Raw genomic sequence first — 12,422 nt, forward strand, 5'->3', positions numbered from 1 at the left:
TCATTAATTTCGGCCACTCCAATAACTAATAACCAACAACAAATAACCAAAATCATGGCCTCATAAAGCCCAATCCAAATGCTGTACCAGCACCTAACACAGCTCCAACAGCAACATCAGAGGGGTTATGCACACCCAAATACATTCTTGAATACCCTACGGAACCGGCCCAAATGAAAGAAGGAGCTATTACATACCATTTCGGATAAGCATGCGATAAAGCTGTTGCCGTACTAAATGATGCGGATGTGTGCCCTGACGGAAAAGAATAACTAGTTGGTTCATATACTGCTTTAAATCCGATGTGGGCAATGAAAGGTCTTGGGCGCTTAAATATTTTTTTGAGCGCAAAATTCAGTAAGGCTGTAGTGGCAGTACTACTTGCGACATAAGCAGCGTTCTGACGCATTCCTTTATTACCATCTATAGCTCCAGCTACAAAAAGTCCAATTGGAATGGCAGCATTGACATAATTATTAGCATCAGAGATAACCCGCATAACCTTGGTTTGTTGCATGGTACGTTTTGCAGCTAAACTTTCTAAAATCCTTAAATCTATTTTGTCTATCGCAGATTGTGCATCTACAGTGTTATAAGTGAAAAGAATAAGGATAAAGGCCCAGACTTTCATCAAGTAAAGATTTAAATCTCAAACATAGCCAAAAATCGGGAAAAGATCATATCGTATAAATAAAAAAAGGTCTTCAATCGGTGAAATTGAAGACCTTTAGCTAAGCAATTATAAAGCTAAATTATGACCTAACGATCATTTATAAAAATGCTGAGACAAAATAATTTATAATTATCGATCACCTTAAAATCTATTCTACGCTAAATTCACCATCGGCAGTAAGTTTTACTTGCTCCCCTAACATCTCTGCCGGAAACTTAGTACCAATTGCAAAATCGGATCGGTTCAAACTGCCTGACACATTAAAACCAGCAACCTGCTTTTTACTCTTTGGATTCGTGATCGTCCCTCTATGCCACAATTCTAATTGAATGGGTTTAGTAACACCATGCAAGGTCAGGTCACCGGAAAGTTTATATCTCCCCTCACTAATTTTCTCAAGGCCAGTGCTTTTAAAAGACAATGTTGAAAATTGTTCTACATCGAAAAAATCTGCACTTCTTAAATGTTTATCACGCTGTTCAATACCTGTATTGACAGAAACCGCTTTTGCAGTAAAATTAAATACAGCATCGCTAAAATCATCTTTTGTGGTGGTTAGGCTCGCTTCAAAATCTGTAAATGCGCCTGAAACAGTGGAGATCCCCATGTGGGTAACATCAAATTTAATTTGCGTATGTGCTTTGTCGGCTTTCCAGATCGTTTGGGCCAGGCCTGGTAAGGATATTGCTGCTAATAGCAGGAGAACTAATAACTTTTTCATAATTTGTTGTTTACTGATGAATGACAAGGATTATTTATATTCAATAATATTACTCAAAAGAAATCATGAATCGTTAAATAAGACAAATAATGTTTTCATTTTGTTTAAAACTTCTTGTAAACAATATCCAGAATAAAAGCAACGAGAGTAGACATAAACAAAAAAGATCTTCAACCGGGGAGATTGAAGACCTTTAACTAACCAATTATAAACCTAAATTATGATGACACAAAGATAGTGTACAAAAAACACTAAGACAAATGGTATTTGTAATTTATTTGTCATTTACTAAAAATTAAACACATAGGTTCTTGCCTTGTTATATTCGTTTAACATTATTACTAATCATTGTTAACCTTTTCATAAAGTTGAATTAACAATCTAAAAACACGATAATGCTATCATTGCACCCAATATAATAGACGGTTATCTTTTAATACATTGTTTTAACATTTCACACCCATTATTTGCATGAAAAAATCTAACTTTTTATTTTTCACCTCCCTTTTTTTTTCCTCACTTAGTTACGGACAGGAGTTCGTTAAAGGTTATGTATACGATGATGCTAATGGGAATGGGAAAATGGATAAAAAAGAAATTGGTTTAGCACAAGTGTCTGTCAGTAACGGAATTGAGGTTGCTCAAACGAGCGACAAAGGTTATTATGAATTACCTGCGAGAGAAGATCAAGTAATATTCGTGATCAAACCCACCGGGTATCAATCACCGCTTAACGAAAACAATTTACCCCAAAACTATTACCTTCATAAACCAAACGGTTCGCCTGCCGACTTCAAATATAAGGGTGTATCCCCTACTGGGCCGCTACCTAAACTTCTAAACTTTGCTTTAATCAAGCAAGAGGAAAATGATAACTTTAAAGCACTTATTTTTGGCGATCCACAACCTTATGATGAAAAGGAAATCGAGTACTTCTCTAAAGGCATAGTATCAGAAGTTGTAGGAATTAAAGGAGTTGCTTTCGGTTTAAGCTTGGGAGATTTAGTAGGAAATGATCTTAGCTTACACAGTCCTTATATAAAAGCGGTAAAAGAAGTTGGTTTGCCGTGGTACAACTTAATGGGAAACCATGATATGAATTTTGACGCCACCGCCGACTCGTTATCCGACGAAACGTTCGAAGCTAATTTCGGGCCAGTCAATTATGCATTTAATGTAGGAAAAGCACATTTTATTGTGCTGGATGACATTCTTTATCCTGATCCACGTGATAACAAAAGTTATTGGGGAGGCTTTCGCGAAGATCAGTTACAGTTCATTGAAAACGATTTAAAATATATTGACAAAAATCATTTGATCGTGTTGGCTTTTCATATTCCTTTAATGCATCACGAGGAAGACGCCTTTAGAAATAACGATCGCCAGCGCTTGTTCGACTTGCTGAAAGACTTCCCTCATACCTTATCTCTATCAGCCCATACGCATCTACAACGACAAAACTTCTACACCAAAGAAGACGGTTGGCAACAAGAAAAGCCACACCATGAATACAATGCAGGTACTACTTCGGGTGATTGGTACTCGGGTGAATTGAACGAGCAAGGCGTTCCTATCTCGACTATGCGCGATGGTACACCGAAAGGCTATGCTTTTATTACTTTTAAAGGTAATGAATATAGTATTGATTATAAAGTTGCCGGAAAGCCTGCAGATTACCAGATCGAACTTTTCGCACCAAAAATCCTGCCCCGTAACAAAAGAACGTCTGCGGGTATTTACGCCAACTTTTTTATGGGAGCCAAAGGTGATGATGTTCTGTATCGTGTAGACAACGGTCCTTGGAAAAAAATGGAATATGTAGAAGGGGCCGATCCAAACTTCTTGGATATTTTACATAAATACGACCATAGTAAAATACTTTTATCTGGTAGGCGTCCGTCCAATCCCGAAGACTGCACGCATCTCTGGCGGGGAGTAATACCCACAAAATTGACTGTTGGTGCGCATCAGATAGAAGTGAAAGCAACTGATCGCTATGGAAAAATCTCAACGGAAATAATAAATTATGAGATAGCAGAACAGGCAAATTAAAATTAATTGAATATACAAAAAAGTAGAAAATACACTAAAAGTAACTGTAATTCATTATAGTTTTTTTGAATAGTAAGCAAGTTATTTTCAATTATTTATTACTTATCGATTTGAAGAAATAGGGAGAGTCATTCCATTTTATTTTCTTATATGGAAATGCCGTTTTGAGATTTTCTGGAAGATTATTCCATATAACTTGGCTCATTTTCTCTAATAAAAGTTTGCGCGAAAAGGAATCATTTACGACAAGGCTGATTTCCCGAACGGGTTGTGGGTCCATAAACTTTTTAAAAAGCGGATTGGGTAATTCATGAAGAATAGATAGTTCTGGGATGATGGCAAAGCCCAAATTTGCTCTTACTAGGTTTTTTAACGTTTCTATTGTACGGATGTCATAGGAATAATTAGAAGACTCATTGGTATAATCTATATCACAAATAGCCAACATCTGCGCATTATAGCAATACTCATCATGCAATAATAACAACGAATTTGCACCTATATCTGTCATTTTATACAATGGTTCATTCGCTGCTGGATGATCTGCATGCAGAAACGCAATAAAAGGTTCGTTAAAGACGTGAAATTCCCTTAAGTTTTTCTTACCTGTTGGTGTTGCCATCAGTGCAATATCGATTATTCCAGCTTCTAAATCATTCATTAACGATAAGGTAGAACCTTCCTTAATAGTAAGATGTAGTTGAGGAGCTATTTCCCGCATCTTCTGAATAAAATCGGGTACTATATACGGAGAGAGGGTGATGATGACTCCCAAATTTATATTACCCGCCAGTGTATTTTTTTCACTAATAATAAGGTTTTGCATTTCATCAACCTCCCTCATTATCTTTTTTGCTTTGTTGATAATCTGTTCTCCGAGTATAGTAGGTTTTAACGGCACTTTATTTCTGTCAAAAATTTTCACGCCGATTTCCTCTTCTAAATTTTTTAATTGAATGGTTAAGCCTGGCTGCGATACCATACACTCCTCTGCTGCTTTAGAAAAATGTCGCTCCTTATCTAAGGCAATTATATATTTAAGCTGTTGCAAAGTCATATTATAAATAAATTTTATAAAGATAAAAAATTATCAATTTGAATTATAAACAAATGCACCCTACTTTTGGTTCCATAAATAACAAGAAGCATTAAAAAGTAAATTTATGGAAACTTCAAACATCTTTGGCCAAATCGACCCTTCCCTTGCCGGAAGCTATAGCGTAGAAAAAGAAACACATGAATTCTTAAAAGCTGTCCATGGAAATACCGGGCCTCAACTTTATGAATTGTCTATTCAAGATGCTCGCCAAGTACTCATCGATGCCCAATCAACAACTGTCGAAAAATTGCCTGTCGACACGGAAGAAAAAAACATAGAAATAGACGGAAAATCCATTTCCTTACGCATTGTCAAGCCTAGTGAAACGAAAGGAAATCTACCCGTATTGATTTATTTCCATGGAGGCGGTTGGGTACTAGGTGATGCTTTTACACATGACCGATTGGTGCGAGAACTAGCTGTTGGGGCAAATATAGCAGTCGCCTTTGTTAATTATTCTCCCTCTCCTGAGGCCAAGTATCCGACGGCAAACGAAGAGGCTTACGCCGCTACTAAATGGATAAAGGATCATGGAGCATCTTTTGGACTTGACACCCAAAAAATTGCTGTAGGTGGGGATAGTGTGGGGGGTAATATGGCCATTGCGGTAACACTGATGGCGAAAGAACGTAAAGGTCCAAAAATAGACTTTCAACTACTATTTTATCCTGTAACAGATGCAGCATTCAACACAGCCTCCTACCAACAGTTTGCTAATGGACATTTTTTAACGCTGAACGCGATGATCTGGTTTTGGGACAATTATGCACCCGACAGAAGGGTACGTGATCATATTACGGCCTCTCCTCTCCGCGCCAGCTTTGAAGAATTGAAGGAACTCCCGGAAGCATTGATTATCACGGCAGAGAATGATGTGCTACGAGATGAGGGAGAAGCCTATGCAAAAAAACTCAACGCCGCTGGAGTAAAAGTCACTAGCACCCGTTACCTAGGAACCATACACGATTTTGTCATGCTGAATCCAATAACGAATACACCCGCGCCAAGGGCAGCAATCAAACAGGCCATCAATGCATTAACAGAAAAACTACATTAACATAATACAAGCGAAGGCAATAATTCATTAAATTAGTAACATTATAAAATAAAAATCATGAAATTTACAAGAAAAGCAAATGCCAATTGGAAAGGTACCGGAATGGAAGGTAAAGGTACCATTAGCACACAAAGTAATACACTCGATAACGCTCAACTTTCTTTTAAAACCCGTTTTGAACAAGGTGTAGGTACGAACCCTGAAGAGTTGGTGGCCGCCGCACATTCCGGATGTTTTACTATGCAGCTTAGCTTCTTGCTTAGCGAAAAAGGGTATACACCCGGTAATTTAGATACGGAAGCGCAAGTTACTTTTGAAGATGGTTCTATTACCAATATCGCTTTGATCTTAAAAGGAGAAGTAGAAGGAATTACCGAAGCAGAATTTAAAGAAATCGCCCAAAAGGCTAAAGAAATCTGTCCAATTTCTAAGTTACTGAACACCAATATTACGCTTGATGCGTCCTTGGTATAAATGAATCTAAAGCACAGCGTTCCCCTATTATCGCTGTGCTTTACATCTATCCACAATTTGAAATATCGAATTCCCTCTCTTAATTAAGAGCGTCAATGCTCAATTAATTGTTGTTCTAGTTGTTCCAAGGTTTGTCCTTTTGTTTCTTTCACCTTGCGCTTTACAAAAAGAAAACCCAACAAACAGATACCCGCATAAAGATAAAATGGTCCGTATGTTCCTAACACTTCAGCTAGAACTGGAAAGGTAAACACCAAGATAAAATAAGCAATCCAAAGCGATACAATAGCTACCGAAGAGGCCAACCCACGTATCCTATTCGGAAAAATTTCCGATATCAACACCCAGGTTACTGGCGCCAATGATGTTGCATACATGGCAATAGCGATCAATACAAAAGCGGAAACCAAACTTGGCGCCGCCTGGCTTTGAAGTAAGTATGCCAATACTATATATACGATTGATAATCCGAGTGAACCGATGAGCATCAGTGGACGCCGACCCAAACGATCAACTTGCCACATGGCTATCAGCGTAAAAACTAAATTGACTAAACCAATAGCTACCGTTTCAAATAACTGTCGATCTAAATCAGCACCCACTGACTCAAATATGGTTGAGGTATAATTGAAGACAACGTTAATACCGCAAAGTTGCTGAAAAACAGCAAGCGTTATTCCGACAATCACTGCTGGACGAACTCCTTTTTCAAAAACTGCCTTAAAAGATTGTTTAGTAGTCCCTCGAAGCGATTGCTGTATATCGCGACAGGTATCTTCTACAAACACTTCGCTACCAATATTATTTAAGACCTTTTTTGCCTCTTCTGCTTTCCCTGCTTTAAGCAACCATCTTGGACTTTCAGGCAACCAGATTACACCTAAAAAAAACAACGTTGCGGGGAGCGCCCCTAACCCAAACATCCAACGCCAAGCATCCGGACCGTTATCAGCAAGGGTGTAATTCACTAAATTAGTGGTTAGAATACCTACAACAATAGTCAACTGGTTAATCGCAACATTACGTCCACGGATATTTGCTGGAGATACTTCTGCAATATATAATGGACTTAGCATGGAGGCCATCCCCACACCAATACCTGCTGCAAAACGCATGACAACAAACAGGGTGAGGCCAGATGAAAAGGCCATTCCCAATGACGAGACAGCAAAAATAAATGCGGCAAGCATCAAACCTGGCTTACGCCCATAGCGTTCTGAGAAACCTCCTGCTATTAAACAACCTACTATACAGCCTAGGGCCAATGAACCGGTAAGAAATCCCTCCCACCAAGCATTTAATTCAAATTCAGGACGAAGAAAAGGTAAAGCACCAGCTATTACGGCAAAGTCAAAGCCAAACAGATACCCTCCAAGAGCAGAAATAAAGGAAATTCCTAGTATATAAGCATTTTTAAACGTCACTGATTGTTGCGTAGCAGTCATATAGATACAGTAGCTATAGGTTTATCATTAGAAACAAAGATTCGAACTTTGCCTAAAAGAAAAAATGGAAAGTATTATGAAAACAATAGACTATATTACGATTCATCATTAAAATTTCACAGGAAAGCAACCACGATCAGTCTCTAATTTGTATTTGTAATATAATCCATCTTTTCCCTATTATTCTCTATTTAAGGTAAGCTCTTCGCTTTCTACATTTGCGGTATAACCTACTAATTATTAACCAATATAAACATTTATGAAATACTGCAATATTATAAAATGCCGATTTCCATGTTTAGCCGCCTTAAAATACAAGGTGTTTATTTTTTTATTTTGTTGTATATCCTTTCAATCGATTATGGCCCAGCAAAATCAGAAAAATATAAATGGAGTTGTTAGCGATCAAACAGGCAAACCGTTAAATGGTGTTTCCGTAGCCATTGTGGGAAAAGCCGGAAAAGGAACCTCCACTAACAAGGAGGGGGTTTATCAAATTCCTGTTGTTTTAGGCGATAGGCTACGTTTTACTTTCGTAGGGCATCAAACAAAAGAGATATTGATAGAAAAGTTCGATGCACTGAATGTCCAATTAAATGCAGATAACCAAGCCCTAGATGAAGTGGTAGTGGTTGGATATGGTACGCAAAAACGATCAAATATCACAGGTGCTATCGCGTCCTTATCTGCTGATGATATTGTTTCTGAAGGATTTAATAATATTGGGCAAGCCATTCAAGGTAAAGTTGCAGGTGTACAAATCGAGTCAGGCGGTGGCAACCCTGGTTCAGGTGTGCGCGTGCTTATTCGTGGAACCGGATCTTTAAATAACAATAATCCGCTCTACATCGTCGACGGGGTGCAAGTAGATAACATCAACAATATTGCTCCCAATGATATAGCCTCAATGGACATACTGAAAGATGCTTCCGCTGCCGCCATTTATGGCTCTAGGGCAGCAAACGGAGTGGTGCTGGTTACAACTAAAGGAGGAACTACAGGAAGCAACAATATTTCTCTTTTAGCAAACTATGGTCTACAAAATTTGGCCAAAAGACTCGATGTGCTAAACGCCGCGGAATGGGCGCAAGTAAGTAATGCAGCACATGATAATGCAGGTTTGGCCCGTCTGGATATTGCTAATAATTATGCTGAACTAGCGGACGTAGATTGGCAAGACGAGGTTTTTACGACTGCACCCATGCAAAACTACAATCTGAACGCGAATGGTGGAGGTGAAAATTTCCACTATAATATATCAGGGGATTATTTTGGCCAGGACGGGATTGTACGTAAAACTTATTATGAAAGATATAACCTACGGATTAAGACCGATTTCACCAAAGGTCGCCTTAAGGTTGGCGAAACGGTTATACTATCGAATGAAAAGTGGAGAAACATGGCTAATGGATGGGGCGGACAAGGAGGAGGGCCTGTTGGTGCTTCACTGAAGATGATTCCCGTATTTAATGTCTATGACCCCACAGCGGAAGGTGGATATGGTGGCGCCTACGGCCCTGTTATGAATGTGGCCAACCCGGTTGCCCAGCTCAATCTCGAAAAACCAGAAGTTTATGCAACGAATGCCGTCATTAACGCATATGCCCAGTTCAACATATTAGAGGGGTTAAACTATAAATATAATGCAGGTTATACACGCACTTATGGCCGAAACTTCACCTACCAATATCCTTACGAAGTAGGCACGCTGTTTATCAATCGCATGGCGAATCTGAGCGAAAGTAGAAACGAGAAATCTACTGTATTGCAAGAACATACCCTTACCTACGATAAGGACTTTAATAAGCACCAAATACAAGCGATGGCTGGGTACACCTATCAGAATACCAACTATAGATCATTAAGCGGAAGCAAAAGCGGAATGCCTCGTGGAATTGAGGTAATAGATGCAGGTACTACGAATACAGTTGCTGGATCAAATGCTTGGGAAAACACCTTGATATCTTATTTTGGAAGAGCTATTTATACCTATGATGATCGTTATACGTTAACGGCTATTTTACGTAGAGACGGTTCCTCAAGATTCGGCAATGCTTATAAATACGGGAATTTTCCATCTGTAGCTGCTGCATGGAATATTTCAAACGAGCCCTTCTTTAACCATTCAAACACCGTACTTACCACCTTAAAGCTACGTGCAGGGTATGGCGAATTGGGTAACCAAGAGATAGCAGATTACCAGTTTTTAGCCAATATTAACCCTAACATAAATTATGTAATAGGTGCCGATCAGCATTTGATGCCAGGAGCTACTCAATTAGCATTTGCTACCCCTGATATACGATGGGAAAATTCAGTCACCTATAATGCCGGATTAGACATTGGACTGTTTAACAACAACTTATCGATAATTGCCGATTACTTTGTTAAAGATAGTAAAGATATATTATTACAAGTACCTATCCCACTTTCGACAGGTGCAAGTGCTCAAAGTCCCTATCTGAATGCCGGAAGTATCCGCAACCGCGGTTTCGAGGCAGATATCGCTTATAACAAACAAGAAGGCGACTTTCATTATGGCGTCAATGCTACATTTTCTACCGTCAGCAATGAGGTACTCGAACTGGGAACCGGCTCCCAGCAGATCTTTGGAGGACGCCCTACTCATCATGGAGCGAATGCGACCGTCACACAAGCGGGATGGCCTGTTGGTGCCTTTTACTTAATAAAAACAGCGGGCATATTCCAATCGCAAGAAGAAGTGGAAGCTCATAATGTAAATGGGCAGCTCATACAGCCAAATGCAAAACCGGGTGATATCCGTTTTACCGACGCGAATGGCGACGGGAGAATAGATCAAAACGACCGACAATATGTTGGAAGTCCGGCACCTAAATTTAGTTTTGGGTTAGGAGGAAATGCGCAGTGGAAAAACATTGATATTAATCTTTTCTTTCAAGGTACTTACGGAAATAAAATCTACAATGGTTTGCGGCAGGACTTAGAAGGCATGAGCGCCGAATTCAACTATGCAAAATCTACCTTAAATGCCTGGACACCCGAAAATAGGAATACCGATATACCTCGAGCGGTCATCAACGATCCTAATTTAAATTCGCAAACATCCGATCGGTTTCTCGAAAATGGTTCATATTTAAGATTAAGAACCTTACAAATGGGATATACCTTCTCTGAAACGCTTTCAGAAAGGTTAAAAATCAGTAAGTGTAGAATTTATGTGAGTTTTGACAATCTCTTTACTATCACAAAATATAAAGGGTATAATCCCGACTTAGGACGAGCCGGATCGATTTTAGACAGAGGGGTGGATTATGGTCATATTGCTTACCCTTTGGCCAGAACATCCATGTTGGGTGTACAGATTTCATTTTAAAATTCTTAACATTATGATACGTGGAATTAAAAATAAAAACATATTAGCAACATTGCTGCTGTTTTTAGTTCTTTTTGTAGGCTGCACCAAGAAACTGGAGCTAGAAAATCCAAACTCCTTAACCAACGAAAATTTTTGGAAAACAGAGGGCGATGTATTAAGTGGACTTGCAGCCACTTATAAGGTCTTTAAGGATATAAACGGAGGCTTCTTCGGTGTTAGAGGTGTTGAGCTTACCAATGGAAGAGGAGACGACTTTTTTATACGCAATGATGTCCAAGCGCTTTATCAGCTTTCTACTTTTACAAATAATCCGACAACGCAAACACCCCGCGACATTTATGCTACCGGCTTTAAGGCAATATTTAGGGCAAATCAAGTGATTGAAAATACACCTAAAATAGAAATGGATGAAGCAAAAAAATCGACTTTAATAGCGGAAGCGAAATTCCTTCGTGCCTTAAGCTATTTCCATCTCGTAATAAACTTTGGTTCTCTTCCTGTTATCACCATCGTGCCTCAAAACCGAGAAGACTATTTTGTTAGTGCCTCTCCTGAAGAAGATATTTGGAATCTTATCGTAAGCGATCTATCCGAAGCCAAAGAAATATTACCGCTCGAATATCCCAGTGAATCTGTAGGTCGTGCTACCAAAGGTGCGGCGATCGGTATGTTGGGAAAGGCATATCTTTACATGGAACGGTGGACGGATGCGGAAAGGGAATTAGATATTGTTACTAAGGCCCCTTTTAGCTATGACCTACTAGCTGATTACGAACATAACTTTATGGCCGAATTCGATAACAATAAGGAATCGTTATTTGAAATACAGATGCAGAATGTGGGTGGTCCTAGCCCGTGGGCGGGAGAGAACGCAAATGAATCGCAAGGTACAACTGTTGCTCAGGAGTTTGCCCCAGCGGAGGTTGCAGGTTGGTTTGAAGCTTTCCCCACCAATAAAATATTTGAAGCATTTCAACAAGAAAAAACAATCGATAATGACTTTGACCCGAGAATGTATGCTTCGCTCGTTTGGAATTACCCGAATGCTATGTATTATAACAAACCATTCTCTACTTTTAAACCGCAATTCGGCTTTCATTCGATGATTAGAAAATACCAGAATTGGAGGCAGAACGATGAAGGTATATTTATTTCTGAAATTAATGAAAAGGTGCTCCGTTTTGCTGATATTCTATTAATGCGTGCGGAAGCGCTCATTAACTTAAATAGATCTGCGGAGGCTTATCCACTGATAAATCGTGTAAGACAAAGAGCTAATTTAAAACCTCTTACGGATGGAATGACTGATGCAGCATTGAAAAATGAGCTGATACATCAACGGATGATTGAATTTTTTAGAGAAGGCTTGCGGTTTTATGATCTCAAAAGGTGGGGTTTAATTGAACAGGAAATAAAAAACAGTGATAAGGAGGGACGACAGTTTTTAACCTTGCCTAAGCACGCCTATTTTCCTATTCCGCAACATGAATTAAATACAAACCCGAATATGACTCAAAATCCAAACTGGTAGCATTTTAGGTGC

At 39.1% G+C, this 12,422-nt stretch carries 9 protein-coding genes; 5 read left to right on the forward strand and 4 right to left on the reverse strand.

Annotated elements, in window-relative coordinates; genetic code table 11:
• Positions 1–52: 52 nt before the first annotated feature.
• The gene (locus BMY50_RS08915; protein ID WP_093322410.1) at positions 53–631 is read right to left on the reverse strand and encodes a phosphatase PAP2 family protein; all 579 of its coding nucleotides are present in this window, start codon (positions 629–631) and stop codon (positions 53–55) included.
• Positions 632–821: 190 nt separating this feature from the next.
• A complete protein-coding gene (locus BMY50_RS08920) occupies positions 822–1,394 on the reverse strand; it encodes a YceI family protein (RefSeq protein WP_093322413.1) in 573 nt (190 codons plus the stop codon).
• Between the two features lie 471 nt (positions 1,395–1,865).
• On the opposite strand from BMY50_RS08920, the gene BMY50_RS08925 reads away from it, so the two are divergent.
• Entirely contained in the window at positions 1,866–3,446 is a 1,581-nt protein-coding gene (locus BMY50_RS08925) for a calcineurin-like phosphoesterase C-terminal domain-containing protein (protein ID WP_093322417.1), read from the forward strand.
• 91 nt (positions 3,447–3,537) lie between these two features.
• Here the strand turns inward: BMY50_RS08925 and BMY50_RS08930 are convergent, their stop codons facing one another.
• The gene (locus BMY50_RS08930) at positions 3,538–4,503 is read right to left on the reverse strand and encodes a hydrogen peroxide-inducible genes activator (RefSeq protein WP_093322422.1); all 966 of its coding nucleotides are present in this window, start codon (positions 4,501–4,503) and stop codon (positions 3,538–3,540) included.
• A 106-nt stretch (positions 4,504–4,609) separates the two neighbouring features.
• Here BMY50_RS08930 and BMY50_RS08935 point away from each other — a divergent pair, with 106 nt between their 5' ends.
• Together BMY50_RS08935 and BMY50_RS08940 are read left to right on the forward strand one after the other, a co-directional pair.
• The gene (locus BMY50_RS08935; RefSeq protein WP_093322427.1) at positions 4,610–5,602 is read left to right on the forward strand and encodes an alpha/beta hydrolase; all 993 of its coding nucleotides are present in this window, start codon (positions 4,610–4,612) and stop codon (positions 5,600–5,602) included.
• A gap of 57 nt (positions 5,603–5,659) precedes the next feature.
• Complete coding sequence (locus tag BMY50_RS08940; RefSeq protein ID WP_093322430.1) at positions 5,660–6,076, forward strand: OsmC family protein; 417 nt, start codon at positions 5,660–5,662, stop codon at positions 6,074–6,076.
• Between the two features lie 92 nt (positions 6,077–6,168).
• Here the strand turns inward: BMY50_RS08940 and BMY50_RS08945 are convergent, their stop codons facing one another.
• The gene (locus BMY50_RS08945; RefSeq protein WP_093322434.1) at positions 6,169–7,521 is read right to left on the reverse strand and encodes a sugar porter family MFS transporter; all 1,353 of its coding nucleotides are present in this window, start codon (positions 7,519–7,521) and stop codon (positions 6,169–6,171) included.
• 361 nt (positions 7,522–7,882) lie between these two features.
• On the opposite strand from BMY50_RS08945, the gene BMY50_RS08950 reads away from it, so the two are divergent.
• Positions 7,883–10,876, forward strand: coding sequence for a SusC/RagA family TonB-linked outer membrane protein (locus BMY50_RS08950; protein ID WP_162276563.1), 2,994 nt, complete (start codon positions 7,883–7,885; stop codon positions 10,874–10,876).
• A 13-nt stretch (positions 10,877–10,889) separates the two neighbouring features.
• A complete protein-coding gene (locus tag BMY50_RS08955) occupies positions 10,890–12,410 on the forward strand; it encodes a RagB/SusD family nutrient uptake outer membrane protein (protein WP_162276564.1) in 1,521 nt (506 codons plus the stop codon).
• Positions 12,411–12,422: the final 12 nt, after the last annotated feature.

The sequence above is a fragment of the Olivibacter domesticus genome, assembly GCF_900109575.1.
Taxonomy (GTDB): domain Bacteria; phylum Bacteroidota; class Bacteroidia; order Sphingobacteriales; family Sphingobacteriaceae; genus Olivibacter; species Olivibacter domesticus.

Excerpts from the sequence above, each read along its gene's own strand:
- BMY50_RS08915 (WP_093322410.1), bottom strand. The coding sequence starts at position 631 with ATGAAAGTCTGGGCCTTTATCCTTATTCTTTTCACTTATAACACTGTA.
- BMY50_RS08920 (WP_093322413.1), bottom strand. The coding sequence starts at position 1,394 with ATGAAAAAGTTATTAGTTCTCCTGCTATTAGCAGCAATATCCTTACCA.
- BMY50_RS08925 (WP_093322417.1), top strand. The coding sequence starts at position 1,866 with ATGAAAAAATCTAACTTTTTATTTTTCACCTCCCTTTTTTTTTCCTCA.
- BMY50_RS08930 (WP_093322422.1), bottom strand. The coding sequence starts at position 4,503 with ATGACTTTGCAACAGCTTAAATATATAATTGCCTTAGATAAGGAGCGA.
- BMY50_RS08935 (WP_093322427.1), top strand. The coding sequence starts at position 4,610 with ATGGAAACTTCAAACATCTTTGGCCAAATCGACCCTTCCCTTGCCGGA.
- BMY50_RS08940 (WP_093322430.1), top strand. The coding sequence starts at position 5,660 with ATGAAATTTACAAGAAAAGCAAATGCCAATTGGAAAGGTACCGGAATG.
- BMY50_RS08945 (WP_093322434.1), bottom strand. The coding sequence starts at position 7,521 with ATGACTGCTACGCAACAATCAGTGACGTTTAAAAATGCTTATATACTA.
- BMY50_RS08950 (WP_162276563.1), top strand. The coding sequence starts at position 7,883 with ATGGCCCAGCAAAATCAGAAAAATATAAATGGAGTTGTTAGCGATCAA.
- BMY50_RS08955 (WP_162276564.1), top strand. The coding sequence starts at position 10,890 with ATGATACGTGGAATTAAAAATAAAAACATATTAGCAACATTGCTGCTG.